We start from the raw sequence: 18,182 nt of genomic DNA, 5'->3' as shown, positions 1-18,182 counted from the left end.
TTATTTCTTGTATTTAGTTTGCATTCTTCGTTAGTTGTGGCATCCGGCCATTTTCCCGGAAGCACGCTTCAAATTTAAAAACTTTTCTCCTATCACCCTTGTTTGCCCGGTGTGTTTTTTCCCCTCGGAAACATGAAGTACCGGAAAAAGATACAAAAGTATCACCGCACGAATCTTTTTCGCTCTATCTTTGTAAACACATTTTATGATTAACCGATATGAAACACTTATTCGCATTTCTGTTCCTTCTTGGAATTACCTTTTCTCTTTCTGCCCAATCCGTCCGCGAACGTATTTTGCTGGATGACGGCTGGCAGTTTGCTTTTGGCAATGCTTCCTCACCGGAGAAAGACTTCGGCTGCGGAACGGAGTACTTCAACTATCTGACTAAAGCAGCCTCTATCCATAATGAGGGTCCTTACTCCCCTAAGTTCAATCCGGAGAAGTGGGGTGTGGACTGGAAGACGGTCAACCTTCCGCATGACTGGGTGGTTGATTTGCCTTATGCCAAAGAGGCGAGCCACAGTCATGGCTATAAAGCCGTCGGCTATAAATTCCCCGAAAACTCTGTGGGATGGTACCGAAAGACCATCACCGTGCCACAAGAGGACCTCGGCAAACATCTTTATCTTCAGTTCGACGGTATCTTCCGTGATGCCCGTATCTGGATAAACGGTTTCTATCTGGGACACGAACCGAGCGGCTATGCCACGCAGGTGTATGACATTACGGAATACTTGAATTACGGAGAGGATAATCTAATCTGCGTCCGTGCGGATGCCACGCTCGAGGAGGGCTGGTTTTACGAGGGTGCGGGCATCTACCGCCATGTATGGCTGAACAAGACGGCGCCGTTGCATGTGGCTCCTTTCGGAACCTTTGTGCACAGCACGCTGGCCGCACCTTTTGACAAGGCCAAGCTGACGATAGAGACCACTGTTGAAAACTCCGGTCTGCAAACGGAGGATTACCGCCTCTGCCATATCCTCCGGGATGCCGACGGCAAGGAAGTGGCACGCTGCGAAACGGCCGGTCAGCCGGTACTGCCGAAAGACCGCCAGCTCACCGTCGGTGAAATAGCGCTGGACAAACCTCATCTTTGGAGTGTGGATGCACCTTATTTATATACACTGCTTACGGAAGTCTATCAGCATGGCAAGCTAGTGGATGCTTATACCACTACTACGGGTATTCGTGACATCCGCTTCGATGCCGACAAGGGCTTCCTTCTGAACGGACAGCCTCTGAAACTGAAAGGTGTGAACATGCACCAAGACCACCCCGGAGTAGGTGCCGGCATTCCCGATGCCCTACAAGTGTACCGATTGAAGGAACTGAAGAAGTTCGGCTGCAATGCCTACCGTTCTTCCCATAACCCGATGACTCCCGAAATGCTCGATGCCTGTGACCGCCTCGGCATTCTTGTGATAGAGGAAAACCGTCTGACGGGTGTCAACGAAGAACATACCCGCTTGCTGAAACGCATGATAGACCGCGACCGCAACCATCCGTGCATCATCCTTTGGAGCGTAGGCAACGAGGAGTGGGGCATCGAGTGGAAAGAAAACGGTACACGCATTGCTGCCACGATGCGTGAATATTGCCACCGTTTCGACCCTACGCGCCTCATGACCGTTGCTTCGAGCAGTGGCCCTGCCATCTTGATTCCCGCAGACGTGGCCGGTTATAACTACATCCTTCAGAATCCGGTGGAGCAGCACCGCAAGGATTATCCCGGCCGCCGTGCGCTCGGTTCGGAAGAGACTACGGGCTGTGGTACGCGCGGCATCTACTTCGATGCCCACGACAAAGGCCACATGGTGGCGCACAACCGCAAGCTGAACGGACCTGACAGCCTGCTGAACTGCATCGAGCGTGGCTGGAAATTCTATGACGAACGCCCCTACCTGGCAGGTCTTTTCTATTGGACGGGTTTCGACTACCGCGGCGAGCCCAACCCCATGAAGTTCCCGGCTACGGGTTCACAATTCGGCATTCTGGACTACTGCGGTTTTCCCAAGGACGAAGCCTGGTATCTGAAGTCCTGGTGGACGGATGAGCCGGTGCTGCACATCCTTCCTCACTGGAATCTGCAAGGTCACGAAGGTGATAGCATCGATATTTGGGTATACAGCAACTGCGATGAAGTGGAATTGACTGTGAACGGCAAGAAACTGGATCGCAAACCGATGCCCCGAAACGGCCATCTTTCCTGGAAAGCCGTTTTCCAGCCCGGTGCAGTGAAGGCTGTAGGCTATAAGAACGGCAAAAAAATATTGGCCCGTACTGTGGAGACTACCGGTGTTCCTGCCCGTATCTCCCTGACGGCAGACCGTTCCGTCATTCAGGCAGACAATCGGGATGTGGCAGTGTGTAACATTGAGTTGCAGGACAAGAAGAAACGTTTTGTCCCCACTGCTTGCAACGACTTGACGATAACCGTCTCCGGTCCGGTACGCATCCTTGGGGTGGGGAATGGCGACCCCGCTTATCAGGCTACGGAACGTCCGGCCGACACCGATGCCCGTACCTATCAGGTAAAGGCATTCAACGGACTTGCACAGGTGCTGTTGCAAAGTACCGGCGAAGCGGGAGAAGCCACACTGACGGTCGTTTCGGAAAATATGCCGGAAACTTCCTGTGTCTTGAAGTTGCAGAAGTAAGCGGTTTGTCATTCATATCATCCGGCGAAGCGGAGACCTTTCTTTTGTCTATGGGGCAAGAGAGGGATCTCCGCTTCTTTCTTCCTCAAACTATAGTGTGTAAGTGTGCGAGATGCATATTTCGTGTTGTATGAGATGTGCATCTCATACATCTTTGCATTAGAGCTTAAGGGGGAGAAGAACGGAAATTGTGCTTTTCCGGGCAGGACTTTCCCGGGTGTCTGTTCATATATTATCCCTAAATGTAACAAATGGTACTGTTGTGGGATTAAAAAGAATGAGTATATTTGCGGCATGATATTTTTTTAACCAATGCCTATGGAAAACCAGAACTATATCATGAGGGAGATAACCCCTCTGTCGGAACGTGACTGTTTCTATATTGCCGACCGTCACAAAACAGAATTTACCTATCCCATCCATTGTCACGCAGAGTATGAACTGAACTTCACGGAACATGCTTCTGGCGTCCGCCGTGTGGTGGGCGATTCTGCCGAGATTATCGGTGATTATGACCTGGTGCTGATAACCGGCAAGGAGTTGGAGCATGTATGGGAGCAACATGAATGTACCTCCGGGGATATTCGGGAGATTACCATCCAGTTTTCTCCCGACTTGTTCTTCGGGAACGTTGTCAACAAGAACCAGTTCGACAGTATCCGCCGGATGCTGGAGCGTGCACAGTGCGGACTTAGTTTCCCCATGCAGGCCATCATGAAGGTGTACAACTGGCTGGATAAGCTGGCTTCCGAGGAGCAGGGCTTTTATGCCGTGATGAACTTTCTCCGTATCCTTTACGAACTTTCCCTCTATGACAATGCCCGGGTGCTGTCCAGTTCTTCGTTTGCCAAGATAGAGACTTTCTCTGACAGCCGCCGGGTACAGAAGGTGCAGAAATACATTTCCACCCATTATCAGGAGGAGATCCGGTTGGCTTCATTGGCCGATATGGTGGGCATGACACCGGTCTCTTTCAGCCGTTTCTTTCGCCTGCGCACCGGCAAGACGCTTTCCGACTACATTATTGATATCCGTCTGGGCTTTGCCACGCGTATGTTGGTAGATTCCACGCGTACCATTGCAGAGGTGTGCTATGACTGCGGCTTCAACAATCTGTCCAATTTCAATCGTATGTTCAAGCGGAAGAAGGGATGCTCGCCGAAGGAATTCCGTGAGAATTATCGGAAAAAGAAGCTGGTGATATGATAAGAAAGTATTGGTATTCTTCATTGGAAGTGCCTATTTTTGCACCAATGATTAATACTAATATCTGATATCATGAAAAGAGTTTTTTCCTTATTCTTATGTCTGCTGTGTGTATGTGCTGTGACGGCGCAGATACGTGGCAATGAAATCCGTGTAGTCGTTTCACCCGACCATAGCGATTGGGTGTATCGTCTGAATGAGAAGTGTACGTTTACCGTCCGGGTGCTGAAGGCACAGAACCTCTTGCCCGATGTCAAGATTGACTATGAACTGGGGCCCGAGATGTATCCTACTGAAGTAAAGAAAGACATGGTGCTGAAAGATGGTACCTTGAAGTTGCAAGGCACGATGAAGACTGCAGGCTTCTTGCGTTGCAAGGTCAAGGCGTATGTGGACGGCCGGACTTATGAAGGGCTGGCTACATCGGCCTATGCTCCCGAGCAGCTGCAACCTGTGGCGAAACTTCCTGCCGATTTTCGGGATTATTGGGCCAAGACCTTGGAAGAGGCGCGCAAGACTCCGTTGAATCCCCTTATGACACTGCTTCCCGAACGCTGTACGGAAACGGATAATGTATATCAGGTCAGCTTCCAGACAAAAGCTTGGGGAGGACGTTTTTACGGTATTCTCAGTATTCCCAAGAAAGAAGGGAAGTATCCGGCTTTGCTGCGTGTGCCCGGTGCGGGTGTCCGCCCTTATGCGGGAGATACGTATACGGCTCCTGGAAAGGTGATTACATTGGAGGTGGGTATCCACGGCATTCCCGTCACGATGCAGCAGTCTGTATATGATGCGCTGGCAGGTGGGGCGCTGAGCAATTACTGGACGTTCGGCCGCGACAGCCGGGATGCTTCTTACTATAACCGTGTGGTGGTAGGCGCTTTGCGTGCTGTGGATTTTATCTGTTCGCTGCCGCAGTACAACGGGAAAGCGCTGGGTGTTACGGGCTCCAGCCAGGGCGGTGCCTTGTCTGTGATTACGGCGGCTCTTGATTCACGCGTTACTTTTCTGGCGGCTGTTCATCCTGCCTTATGCGACCACGAAGCATTCTTCAAGAAGCGTGCTTGCGGTTGGCCCCATTATTTCTATTATTACGGTACTCCCGATGAAAAGCAGCTTGAAACGGTACGCTATTATGATACGGCAAACTTTGCCTGCCTGCTGAATGTGCCCGGTTGGTTCAGTTGGGGGTATAACGATGAAGTCTGTCCTCCCACTTCCATGTATGCAGCCTACAATGTGATTTCTTCTCCGAAGGAATTGCATCTTTATCTGGAAACCGGGCATTACTGGTATCAGGAACAGTGGGATGAATGGCTGGATTGGATACGGAGACAACTTAATGTGTCAATGTGATTAATGTGCTAATGTGCTAATTGGCTGCGTAATATTTATGCTGCGCCATCATGCCGCAGGCTATTGGCACATTAGCACATTTATCTGATAATATAGTATCATTTTTTATGATATGAGCCGCGTATCTTTGTGTATCGCTTAAAAACTGATAATATGAAGAAACAATTCTTTTTGCTGACAGTACTTTTATTCTTTTTGGGAGCATGTGCCCCTAAGCCTGCGGAGCATTCGTTTATTAAGGTCAACGCCGATGGACAGTTCGTTCGCGACGGAAAACCCTATTATTTTGTAGGTGCCAATTTCTGGTACGGTGCTATTCTTGGTTCCGAAGGTGAAGGCGGCAATCGTGAACGGTTGCATAAGGAGTTGGACTTTCTGAAAAGTATTGGCATCAACAACCTGCGCGTATTGGTGGGTGCTGACGGTGAAAATGGCATAAAGACGCGGGTAGAGCCCTCTTTGCAAGTGGCACCGGGCGTCTATAATGATACTATTTTAGCCGGATTGGATTATTTTATGAATGAACTGCGTGAACGTGATATGACGGCTGTCCTCTATTTGAACAATTCCTGGGAATGGAGTGGTGGCTATTCCGTTTACCTGCAATGGTCTGGACACGGTGATGCCGTGGTACCTGCCGTAGACGGATGGCCCACCTATATGGAGTATGTCAAGCAGTTCCCCCAATCGGACAGCGCGAAGGCTTTGTTTGCCAATCATGTCAATTATATTGTTTCACGCACCAATAGGTATAATCAGATAAAATATGTGGATGACCCTACTATTATGTCCTGGCAGATTGGTAACGAGCCTCGCGCTTTCTCTGACGAGAACAAGGAACCGTTTGCCCGCTGGATGGCCGATGTGGCTGCACAAATCAAGTCACTCGACCCGAACCACATGGTGTCTTCCGGCAGTGAGGGCTCGTGGGGATGCGAAATGGATATGAGTCTTTTCGAGAAGATTCATGCCGACCCCAACATCAATTATCTGAATATCCACATCTGGCCTTACAACTGGAGTTGGGTGAAAGCGGACAGCCTGACGGAACTTCTTCCGCGTGCCAAGGAAAATACTAAGAAATATATAGATGACCACATGGTCATTGCCCGGAAGTACAGCAAGCCGATTGTTCTGGAGGAGTTCGGTTTTCCCCGTGACGGCTTCAGCTTCTCCAAAGAGGCACCGACCACTGCCCGCGATGAATATTACCGTTATGTATTCGACCTTATCCGCCAGGACCGTGAGAGCGGTGGACTCTTTGCTGGATGCAACTTCTGGGCATGGGGCGGTTTTGCCGGACAAAATCCCGACCATGTATTCTGGGAAAAGGGGGATGACTATACCGGTGACCCGGCTCAAGAACAACAAGGACTGAACTCTGTCTTTGCCACAGACAGCACTATTGAAATAATTAAAGCGGAAAACCGGAAGTTGCAAAATTGAACCTATCTGTGTTTTTCCGTGTAATCCCTGCCTGAAAATTAGAATGTAAGCGTGTACAAAGCGTTTGTACTGTTATTAAGAAAGATGTATAACTCTAAATACTAAGTGTGATATGAAAAGCATATGGAAAGTTATGTTGGCGGTTTGTTGCCTAGGTATGGCCATTGGTTGTGGAACAAACCCGTCGAAGAATGAAAATGTAAAGGAAACGCTACCGACATTGGTGGTCAATGGTACGCAGCTGATGAATACCGAAGGCGATACGGTGGTATTGCACGGTGTCAGCTATGGCTGGCATCAGTTCTGGCCTCGTTTCTACAATGCCTCTTCGGTTGCTTATCTGGTCAATAACTGGAGCGCACAAGTGCTTCGGGCCTCTATGGGAGTGGATTTGGATAGCGCCTGTTATGTGAATAAGCCCGAGTTCGGTATTGAGTGTGTTACGAAAGTGGTGGATGCTGCTATCGAGAACGGCGTTTACGTCATCATCGACTGGCATAGCCACAATCTGCGGCAGGAAGAAGCAAAGGAGTTTTTCACTCAAATGGCTACCCGTTACAAAGGGGTTCCTAATGTTATCTATGAGGTTTTCAATGAACCGGTGGAAGACAGTTGGGAGCAGGTGAAGGCATACTCTGTGGAGGTTATCAAGACGATTCGTGCCATAGAGCCGGATGCCGTTATCCTCGTAGGTTGTCCGCATTGGGACCAGGATATCCATTTGGCTGCAGACGATCCTATTACCGGATATAGCAATATAATGTATACACTCCACTTTTATGCCAATACCCACGGACAGTGGCTGCGCGACCGCGCCGACTATGCTCTGGGCAAGGGCTTGCCGATTTTCGTTTCCGAATGTGCCGGTATGGAGGCAAGTGGGGACGGCCCCATCAATAAAGAAGAGTGGGGGAATTGGCTGGAGTGGATGCAGCGGCATTCCATCAGCTGGGTGGCCTGGTCTTTGTCTGACAAGGATGAGACTTGCTCCATGTTCTATCCGTCGGCTTCTTCCGAGGGAAACTGGAAAGATGCAGACATGAAAGAGTGGGGGAGAATGGTTCGTGACGAATTGACGACACTGAAAAAATAGCCCTTTAAAAACAATATGATTTAACCATTAATAATTAAGAAAAAAGAATTGTGCTTATGGAAGAAAAGAAGAATGATGCTGTGAAAACATGAATTGTTTGGAAGTAATTTTAAGTGTCAACGCCTTGATTGCATGTCACGGTTTCTTGACTTACTCTCATTTTGTTAACTAAAAAAATCTTCTTTTGGGAGGTTTTGTGTTTGTTTTAAATCTAAGAAATGCAGTATGAATTTAAATTTTAGAAAGACAGCGCTGCTTGCGGGTATATGTTCGGTGTTCAGCCTGGGTTATACCCCTCAGCTTTTCGCAGTATCATCGGTGGATACCGTTGAGGCAGTGCAGCAAACAAAGAAAATTACGGGTGTCGTCAGCGATGCGATGGGCCCTATCATTGGTGCCAATGTATTGGAAAAGGGCACTACGAATGGTGTAATTACCGACATTGACGGTAATTTTGCCTTGAATGTGAAACCGGGAGCTACCATCGTGGTTTCCTTTATAGGCTATGTCAGCCAGGAAATAAAGATAACGGACCAGACAACGGTGAACATCACGTTGAAGGAAGACTCTGAAATGTTGGATGAAGTTGTTGTGGTAGGTTACGGTACGATGAAGAAAAGCGACCTTTCCGGTGCTTCCGTTTCCATGAGTGAAGACAAGATTAAGGGCTCTATTATTACCAACCTTGACCAGTCATTGCAAGGACGTGCTGCGGGTGTGACGGCTGTCAGCACTTCCGGTGCTCCGGGCTCTTCCTCTTCTATCCGTGTACGTGGTCAGGCCACTATCAATGCCAATGCCGAGCCGTTGTATGTAATTGACGGTGTGATTGTACAGAGTCAGGGACAAAGCGGTTCATCTTATGGTTTGGGCGATGCATTGGGTAATGGCTCGGTTTCCACCATTTCTCCGCTTTCCACCATCAACCCTGCTGATATCGTCAGTATGGAAATTCTGAAAGATGCTTCGGCAACCGCCATTTACGGTGCGCAAGGTTCCAATGGTGTGGTTTTGATTACGACCAAACGTGGTAAGGCGGGTGAGGCTAAGTTTACTTATGACGGTATGTTTGCCGTTCAACGCCAGACAAAGCGCCTGGATATGATGAATCTGCGTGAGTATGCCACTTATTATAATGATTTGGCAAACATGGGTGAAATCTCTGACCCTAGTAGTTATTATGCTGATCCCTCTCTGCTGGGAGTAGGTACAAACTGGCAGGACGCCATCTTCCAGACTGCTTTGCAGCATCAGCACCAGATTTCGGCACAAGGTGGTACAGAGAAGATACAATACTACGTATCAGCTTCCTATATGGATCAGGACGGTACCATCATCGGTTCAAACTTTAACCGTTACAGCTTCCGTGCCAACTTGGATGCCCAACTGAAGAAGTGGTTGAAACTCGGTTTGACTGCCACCTATACAGCAACGGGTGATGACCTGAAACTGGCAGACAGTGATGAAGGTTTGATTAACTACTCGTTGACCACTCTTCCTGATATACCTATCTATAATCTGGATGGCAGCTATGCCACCGTTGTTCGCGAAGGCTATACGAATCCTAACCCGATTGCCCTTGCCATGATGGATGACATCCTGCTGGACCGTCAGAAACTGACAGGTAATATTTTCTTTGAGGTCACTCCGATTAAAAATCTGGTATGGCATGCCGAACTGGGTTATGACATCAGTTCCAGCAAAGGTGAACGCTACAAGCCGATGGTTGATTTGGGTGGATGGGTACGTTCCAGCAATGAAAGCAGTATCCAGAAGAACAGCAGTACATTCTGGCAATTGAAGAACTATGTGACCTATTCCGGAAACATAGGCGACAAGCATCATTATACGGCCATGGTGGGTCAGGAGTGCTGGGAGTCCAGCTATGACTTCACGAGTGTGTTCAATAGCGGTCTGCCTTCGGATGAAGTGCACAATCCGGCCTTGGGTACGGGAACACCGACTATCAACGCAGGTTTTGGAAGTTCGTCCATGGCATCTTTCTTTACACGTCTGACTTATAACTATGCCGACCGTTATCTGGGTACTTATACCTATCGTTATGACGGTTCTTCAAACTTCGGCCCTGAAAACCGTTGGGCAGGCTTCCATTCGTTGGCTGCTTCCTGGCGCTTTTCCAATGAAACGTTCTTTGAACCGTTGAAGAAGGTAATCAGCAACGGTAAGCTGCGTTTGGGATGGGGACAAACAGGTAATGCCAACATCGGTGGTTATGCCTGGGGTACATCCATGAATCGTATGCCTTCTGGTCTGGGTATGGGGTATCGCCCCTCCAATATACCGAACACTTCCATCAAATGGGAGTCTCAGGAGCAATGGAACGTCGGGGTGGATTTGGGATTCCTGCACGACCGTATCAACCTGACGGTAGAGTGGTATAAGAAAACTTCCAGTGATATGTTGATGCCGTTGCAATTACCTTCTTATATGGGTACTTCCGGCAATGGTTCTTCTGCATTGGCTGCTCCGAAAGGTAATTATGGTGACATAGAGAATACCGGTTTTGAAATCTCTCTGAACACGCATCCCATTACGGGTAAGTTTGAATGGGACTCCGATTTCCAGATTTCTTTCAACAAGAACAAACTGAAAGGATTGGCAGGTACAGCCAATGCCCAGATTGTAGGTTACGGACAGTGGACCGATGTAGTCAGTGTGTCCAGTGTAGGCGAATCACTTTATAACTTCTATGGATTTGTCTGTGATGGTGTTTACAAGGACCTGGAGGACCTTCAGACTTCTCCGAAACCTGCCAAGTACCCGGCAAACGGTGTATTTGACCGTACCAATACCGTATGGGTGGGTGATGTGAAATATAAGGATATCAGTGGTCCTGACGGTGTGCCCGATGGCGTTATTGACGACTATGACAAGACCAATATCGGTTCTCCGATGCCTAAGTTTACTTTTGGCTGGACCAATACTTTCCGTTACAAGAACTTCGACTTGTCCGTTTTCATCAACGGTTCCTATGGCAACAAGGTGTACAACTACCTTTCCATGAAGCTGACGCATATGAACTCTCCATGGACCAACCAGTTGAATGCTGTAAACGGACGTGCACAGCTTGTTCCTATCAATCCGAACAAGGTCTACGAAGATGGAACCATGTGGTATAATGATGTGTCTAACGTCATGGTGGCAAACCCGGGAGCTTCCATTCCACGCGCCACTATCAATGACCCGAATGACAACGACCGTATCAGTGACCGTTATATTGAAGATGGTTCCTATATCCGTCTGAAGAATATCTCTTTGGGATATACTTTCCCGAAAAAGACGATTGACAAGCTGGGGCTGAGCAACTTGCGTATCTATGCCAATATTCAGAACCTGCTGACCATTACCGGTTATGATGGCTATGACCCTGAAATTGGTGCCAGTACTTCAAGCGTCAATGTATATGGTCTGGACAACGGACGTTATCCGTCTCCTACAGTTTATTCATTCGGCTTGAACGTTTCATTCTAACACTTTAATTTGAAGAAAACATGAAAATCAGATATATTAAATATTGGGCGTTTGCAGCTGTACTCGGTATGGGAACAGTTTCATGCGAAGATTTCCTGGACCGTCCTACTGAAGATAATTATAACGAATCGAATTTTTACCAGAATGACGAGCAATGTGTGCAAGGAGTCAATTACCTTTATAACTCACCTTGGTATGACTTTCAGCGCGGTTTTATTAAAGTCGGTGAAATCTTGTCCGGAAATGTATACGAGGGAAACAGCCCTTACCTGAATTTTACGGTGAATGGTACGGATGAGAACCTTGTGAATATGTCCTATTCTTTGTGGGCAGTTATCGGTCATGCCAATACCGTATATACTCGTTTGAAGACGGCAAATGCGTCAGAAGCTGTGAAAAATCAGTGTATGGGCGAGTGTCTGGCATGGAAAGCCATGGCTTACTTCTATTTGGTACGTAGTTTTGGGGCAGTACCCATTATCCATGATAATACGGCTGAATTGAATTCCGGTAATTATAACTCCAAATTCAAGGTGGAGACAGCCGATGTGTACGAGTATATCATTATGACTCTGGAGAAAGCTATGGAATTGCTTCCGGCCAGAGGCGAAACGGGACGTATTGACCGTTATTGTGCCGAAGGTCTTTTGGCTAAGGTGTATCTGACCAAGAGTGGTCTTTCCGGTACCCGCAATGCGGATGATTTGGCAAAAGCGGCAGAATATTCCAAGGATGTAATTAATAATTCCGGTCGTAATCTGCTGGCCAACTATTCCGATGTTTTCCGTTTGGCTAACAACAAGAATGAAGAGTGCCTCTTCTCTTGGCATTGGTCAGCAGGACGTGACCCTTGGACACAGCAGAATACATTGCAGTCGGACTTGGCAATGGTGGGATTCGATGAATTTGGTGACTGCTGGGGCGGTTATGCCGGTCCGTCGGTTGATTTGCAGGATGCATTTGGAATTTCCGCTTTGGAAAGCCCTGAGACTCGTTCGGATACGGATACCCGTCGTAAGGCTACCATGATGATGGCAGGTGATGTATACAGTTATTTCTGGCAGGACAAGGGCGGATTCGATTATCTGCGGTTTATCTATGATGCCGAATATGGCAAGGGTGGCCCTAATGGCGATTATCAGTCTCCTACCGGTGCCAATCATGTGAAGCATCTTTATGGTAACAATAATGACCATCTATTGGGCTTGGGCGTATCGGCTGGTAATATGTACAGCGGCCTGGCAACCCATATCCTGCGCCTGTCCGATATCTATCTGGTATATGCCGAGGCGAAAATGGGACTGGCTACCTCTACTACAGACCAGAGTGCACTGGATGCTTTCAATGCAGTACGTGGCCGTGCCATTCCGGGAGTTACTCCGAAAACCTCCATTACTTGGGAGGACGTCTGGAAGGAACGTCGGCTGGAACTGGCTTGCGAAGGTGACCGTTGGTATGATTATGTACGTTTGGCATATTATGATTCCCAGCGTGCTATCAATGAGCTGAAGGCGCAGCGCCGTGATGTTTATTATAATCTGGGCACTACCTACAAAGCTTATTATGAGAATGGTAGTTGGACGGTAAATCCGGATGAAACTCGTTACAACCCGGATGCAAAGGCACCGAATGTAACAGTTTCCAGTTTTACATTGCCGTTCCCGACAGAAGACGTGGTGTTCAATCCTAATTTGATGAAAGACCCGGTACACGTAGATGTGCGTTCTGAATTCAGTTATTAATTTAATGCTTGAAAAGATGAAAAATAATAGATATACGAATTGGTTCTTCGCGGCAGTTGTTGTCGCAGCAGGCTTTTCCATGGCAGCTTGTGAGGATGAACCGGATAAATATGAGGTGGCAGGCGGAAAGCCTATTTTGAAGTATGTTCGTGTCCCTGATCCGGCTGCGGCAGATTCTTTGCTGACCGGGGCCTATATGGCGAATACGATTTGTCTGGTCGGTGAGAATCTGCGGAGTGTTTACGAGCTCTATTTCAATGACCAGAAGGCGATACTTAATACAAGTTACATCACTGACCATACACTTATGGTAGATGTTCCGAAAGAGATTCCTTCGGTAGTGACCGATAAGATTTATATGGTGACCAGAGCAAAAGATACCATAGATTATGACTTCAAGGTGTTGGTTCCGGCTCCTACCGTGAACTCCATTTCTTGTGAGTTTGCAAAGCCGGGTAGTGAGGTGACACTGATTGGTGACTATTTCATTGATGACCCGAATGTGCCACTGACCATTACGATGGCTGGTAATGTGGAAGTGACTAATATTACGAACATAACCAAGACTGCGGTCAGTTTTATTCTTCCGGACAATGCTCCTGCAGGCTATATCAACGTGAAGTCTATTTACGGTACCGGACGTTCCAAATTCCGCTATCATGATACCCGCAACATACTCTTTGACTGGGATGGCTCTCATGGCGGTATGGCTATTGCTCATGGTTGGCGTGATGGTAGTGCGGTATTGAAAGAAGCCGATGAAAATAGTATTGATGGTGCATATATTCGTTTTGCCGGGGAACTTAAAGGGGGAATCGGTGCTACTTGGGATGAAGAACATTTTTCATTCAATTACTGGCCGGAACCGTCTGCCGGTTATCCCGAACTTTCTGCACGTCCTGAGTTTGCAGAATTGCTCGAGGAGTATGGTGTCAATGGTTTGCAACTGAAATTTGAGGTGAATATTCCTTCTTCCAATCCGTGGCAGTCTTGTGCTCTGCAAGTAATGTTTACTGGTAATGATGTGGTGACGTATGCGACCGGAAACAATGCTTACTTTAGTGATACGAATGTGCCGCGAGGTTTATGGTTGCCCTGGAAGAATACGGGTTCCTATGATACGGGCGGTAAATGGACAACCGTTTCCATGAATCTGTCCGAGTTCAACAAGACGCATGAAGGCAATAAGTGTGATAGGGCTTTTGACAAGACTATGCTGACCGGATTGACATTCTTTGTCTGGGCAGGTGGTGTGGAAGGTAAGGATTGCAATCCGGTGATTATGATTGACAACATCCGTGTGGTACCTATTGAATAACCTTTTAAATAGAATACTGATATGAATAAAACATATAAATTTCCGGCACTGTGGATGATGTGCCTGATGCTCTTCAGTTGCTTGACGTTTACGGCCTGCGACAATGGGGATGATGAAGATACCAACCAATATAAAGGGGGAATCAGTCTGAATGTATTCGGACCGAGTCCCGTAGCTCGCGGCGGTGTACTCCGTTTCCTGGGCAGTGGCATGGATAAGGTGACTGCGGTTGCTATTCCCGGTTGCGACGATATAACAGACATCGAAGTGGTCAGTGATACGGAAATCCGTGTCACTGTACCCCAGACAGCCCAGCCGGGTTTGGTTGTCTTGAAGACACCGAAAGGGGATATTACAACAAAAACAGAGTTGACATTTACGGAACCGATTGCTTTAGAGGCTTTTGCACCGGCAGAAGTAAAGCCTGGTAGTGAATTGACCATTACTGGTGAATACCTGAACTTGATTAAAGAAGTGATATTTGCTGATGAGGTAACAGTGCCTGCTGATGAGTTTGTCAGTCAAAGCCGTCAGGAGATTAAAGTTATTGTTCCTGATTCTGCTCAGACCGGTAAGTTCATCTTGTCTGATGGAGCTGAAATCCCCAATTGGATTTATACTGAAGAGGAACTGGAGGTTACTTTGCCATCGGTAGAGGCTCCACTCGACCTGGTGGATAAGAAGCCAGGTGATATCATTCGAGTTTCTGGTAAAAACTTTGATTTGGTGAAGAAAGTACAGATGCCGAATGGGGATGAAGTTGAATTTACGATGACTGCCTCTTCCGAAGGAGATGAACTTACTTTTACGTTGCCGGATAATGTCTCGGACGGAGAAGTTACGGTACTTCCTGCTTCGGATGTAAAAGTTGTGGTTGCTACTGTTGTAGTAGCTATGCCTTTGAACGTAGTGGCTGTTCCTGCTATAAACTTGCGTGGTGGAGATATAATTACCCTGAAAGGTGCCAATATGGATTTGGTGACTGATGTAACGTTTCCTGGTGTAGAAGAAGTTGTAGGATTGGAGTCACAGAATACGACTGAAATAAAGGTCTTGATGCCGGCTGCGGCTATCAGTGGTGATTTGCAATTGAATACAAATAGTGGAAAAGCAACTGCCGTATCTATTGCAACGGCAAAGCCGGAAAACATTTCTTATAGTGCGGCGACGGTCCCGGCAGGAGAGGCTTTGACTGTCAAAGGAGTAAATATGGATGTTGTTTCGGCTGTTGTATTCAGTGGTAATGTGGAAGTTACCGTATCCGATGCCACTGCTACTGCCATTTCTTTGACTGTACCCACAACTGCCGAAACTGGGGCCTTACTCTTGAAGATGGCCAATGGTGAATCTGTAGAAGCACCGTCTCTGACAATAGAGAAACCGGTATGTGCCTATTTGCCGGCATTGCCTGACAAATTGGTTCGGGGACGAATTATGGAACTTGAGATTGTTAATGCTGATAAGCTGACAAATGTATTGCTGAATGAGGCTTCAGTCCAGTATATCAATGATGCGGCTAAAGGGGTATTGATGCTGAATGTACCGGCTGAACTGGATGGAACTTATAGCCTGAAACTGATTTCTTCAAATGGTGAAATTGCTTATGATGTTCTTGTGGTTGCCAATGAAGAAACAGTTTGGGCTGGTCCGCTCAATATTAGTTGGGGCGATGGAGGACGTGTATTGGTACCGGCTGCATCTTTTGCCAAGGTAACGGCAGGTACTGTCATGAAAGTCTATTTCGATCAGAAAGACCAGACTTGGGCACAGGCTCAGTTTAACTATGGCGATTGGAGTGGCATAGCTTTCTCTTTGTTTGATACGACTATGGTACCGACAGACATTTACGGCTGGAGTTTCGAGAGCCGTGTGATGGAGTTGACATTGACTCAGGAGATACTTGATAATATTCAAGCTAAACAAGGAGATTGTGAAGACCAGACAAATGTAGGTATCATTATTCAGGGCAGTGATTTGACGTTTACAAAAATAACGATTGTAAATTGATGAATTGTGGCTTGAAGAATGTGACTATGGATGCCCTGATTAAGAACGAAATAAAATCATAATTAAGATGAAGAAACTGAATATAAAATGGATGCTCTCGTTAATAGCAGCTTTTATTTTTGCCTCCTGCGATACTGATGTCGATCATGATATCCCTGCAGTGGATGCACCGGTATTGGTGTCTACTACTCCTGAGAGTGGAGCTGCCAAAGTGAAAACGGGAGAAATCACCATTGAGGTGAAATATGACAAGAATATATTCTTTGCAACGGACAATCTGAGCGAAATCCAGTTTACCGGTGGTGAACTGATAAGTGCCGATGTGCTTGGCGCAAGCAATATACTGACTGTAAAAGTGAATGTTCCCAAGCGAGAGACGGCTTGTTCTCTTTCTATTCCCGAGGGAATAGTAACAGGACCGAACCAAATGCCTGCTCCGGCTGTATCGGTTCAGTTTTCTACTGTCGCTTTGGACAAGACACTGGTTGCCGCTACTTCGGCTAAAGCTGTGAAACTGTACAATTATCTATTGGATAACTTCGAGACGAAGACACTTTCTGCCATGATGGCCGATGTTGCCTGGAATACGGAAATGTCCGAAAAGGTGTACGGATGGACTGGAAAATATCCGGCTATCAACTGTTTCGACTATGTTCATCTGCCGGCATCTGTAGCTGGAGTAGACTGGATTAATTACGGTGACATTACTCCTGTTAAGGATTGGTCTGACAAAGGTGGCATCGTAGCTGCCATGTGGCATTGGAATGTACCCAAGAAAGTTGTAGGCGAAGCTTCTTCTACCCAAATATGGAAAGGAGAGACGGTAATGCCGGGTGATTGGAGTGGAAATGTACAGATGACGGATGATGCTGCAAAAGCTGTCTTTGCTGATGCGCAAGTGGGTCAGGTGATACGCGTGGCTGTGAAAGATGTGGCAGAGGGGGCGCAAGGTTCGTTCAAAAACAGTGGTTGGAGCGAGATTGCTTCAGGAACTGATTATTTTGACATATCCGGGGACTATACATTGGTGATTACCGAGGATATTTTGAAATCCCTGCAAGAAGGTGGTCTCATCATTGGCGGACATGATTATACAGCAGTTGCTGTTTATCTTGAAAGTAACGGTACAGCTCTTGACCCGAACAAGGATTATGCCTTCTATAAGGCAGATACGGAGTTTGACGCTGCCAATGCCACGGTGGAAGGCACTTGGGAAAACAAGGTATTTACCGAAGATTTGAAAAATACTGCCGCTTATTTGAAACTGTTGAGAGATGCGGATATTCCGATATTGTGGCGTCCGTTCCATGAGGCAGCCGGTGGCTGGTTTTGGTGGGGTAAGGATGCTGTCAGCTTTAAATCTCTGTGGATTGCTATGTTCAACTACTTCAAGGCAGAAGGACTGGATAATCTTATCTGGGTATGGACTACCGAGGGCAATGATGCTGATTGGTATCCGGGAGACCAATATGTAGACATCGTGGGACGTGATATTTATAATAAGGAAACTGCGGATTGTGTTTCAGAATATACTTCCATTGCCGGAAATTATGGAAATAAGATTGTTTCGCTGAGTGAATGTGGTACGGTCGGACTTATTTCCGAACAATGGGCATCTGGTGCGCGTTGGAGTTGGTTCATGCCGTGGTATGACGGAACAAATGAGGACGGCAGTCCGGTAGTCCATGCTGATGAAGCATGGTGGAAGGATGCTATGAACCAGGAATTTGTCGTTTCTCGTGATGAGCTTCCTTCTATGGAATAGCAATTTTTAATAATAAAATGGAAAGGGGTGTCTCTGGTTAGTATCGGGGCAACCCTTTCTGTTTTTTATAGCTTTTAGTTGTCGGTTGTGGAAT

10 protein-coding genes are annotated in these 18,182 nt (G+C 47.2%); all 10 read left to right on the top strand.

The annotated features are described in order from the left end of the window. Window positions 1-218 precede the first annotated feature (218 nt). The 10 genes from galA (at window position 219) to ITJ87_RS01480 (ending at window position 18,088) form a co-directional block, all read left to right on the top strand. On the top strand, window positions 219-2,663 hold the full coding sequence (gene galA, locus ITJ87_RS01525; protein WP_117966150.1) for a beta-galactosidase GalA: 2,445 nt from the start codon (window positions 219-221) through the stop codon (window positions 2,661-2,663). 318 nt (window positions 2,664-2,981) lie between these two features. Beyond that, the gene (locus tag ITJ87_RS01520) at window positions 2,982-3,869 is read left to right on the top strand and encodes an AraC family transcriptional regulator (RefSeq protein ID WP_117601323.1); all 888 of its coding nucleotides are present in this window, start codon (window positions 2,982-2,984) and stop codon (window positions 3,867-3,869) included. Between the two features lie 72 nt (window positions 3,870-3,941). Continuing rightward, entirely contained in the window at window positions 3,942-5,225 is a 1,284-nt protein-coding gene (locus ITJ87_RS01515) for an acetylxylan esterase (protein WP_117601322.1), read from the top strand. Window positions 5,226-5,378: 153 nt separating this feature from the next. Next, entirely contained in the window at window positions 5,379-6,671 is a 1,293-nt protein-coding gene (locus ITJ87_RS01510; RefSeq protein WP_117974638.1) for a beta-galactosidase, read from the top strand. Window positions 6,672-6,783: 112 nt separating this feature from the next. Continuing rightward, window positions 6,784-7,764, top strand: a complete 981-nt coding sequence (locus ITJ87_RS01505) for a glycoside hydrolase family 5 protein (protein ID WP_117966159.1) — start codon at window positions 6,784-6,786, stop codon at window positions 7,762-7,764. A gap of 225 nt (window positions 7,765-7,989) precedes the next feature. Further along, entirely contained in the window at window positions 7,990-11,256 is a 3,267-nt protein-coding gene (locus ITJ87_RS01500; RefSeq protein WP_196096302.1) for a TonB-dependent receptor, read from the top strand. Between the two features lie 20 nt (window positions 11,257-11,276). Next, window positions 11,277-12,998, top strand: coding sequence for a RagB/SusD family nutrient uptake outer membrane protein (locus tag ITJ87_RS01495; RefSeq protein WP_117601318.1), 1,722 nt, complete (start codon window positions 11,277-11,279; stop codon window positions 12,996-12,998). 16 nt (window positions 12,999-13,014) lie between these two features. Further along, the gene (locus tag ITJ87_RS01490; protein ID WP_171030402.1) at window positions 13,015-14,316 is read left to right on the top strand and encodes a glycan-binding surface protein; all 1,302 of its coding nucleotides are present in this window, start codon (window positions 13,015-13,017) and stop codon (window positions 14,314-14,316) included. A 21-nt stretch (window positions 14,317-14,337) separates the two neighbouring features. Then, window positions 14,338-16,323, top strand: coding sequence for a hypothetical protein (locus ITJ87_RS01485; RefSeq protein WP_117966684.1), 1,986 nt, complete (start codon window positions 14,338-14,340; stop codon window positions 16,321-16,323). A gap of 67 nt (window positions 16,324-16,390) precedes the next feature. After that, window positions 16,391-18,088, top strand: a complete 1,698-nt coding sequence (locus tag ITJ87_RS01480) for a glycosyl hydrolase (protein ID WP_117966681.1) — start codon at window positions 16,391-16,393, stop codon at window positions 18,086-18,088. Window positions 18,089-18,182 lie beyond the last annotated feature (94 nt).

Source organism: Bacteroides sp. HF-162, from assembly GCF_015679285.1.
GTDB classification, from domain to species: domain Bacteria; phylum Bacteroidota; class Bacteroidia; order Bacteroidales; family Bacteroidaceae; genus Bacteroides; species Bacteroides uniformis.
This window is presented reverse-complemented; position numbering and strand designations above follow the sequence as displayed.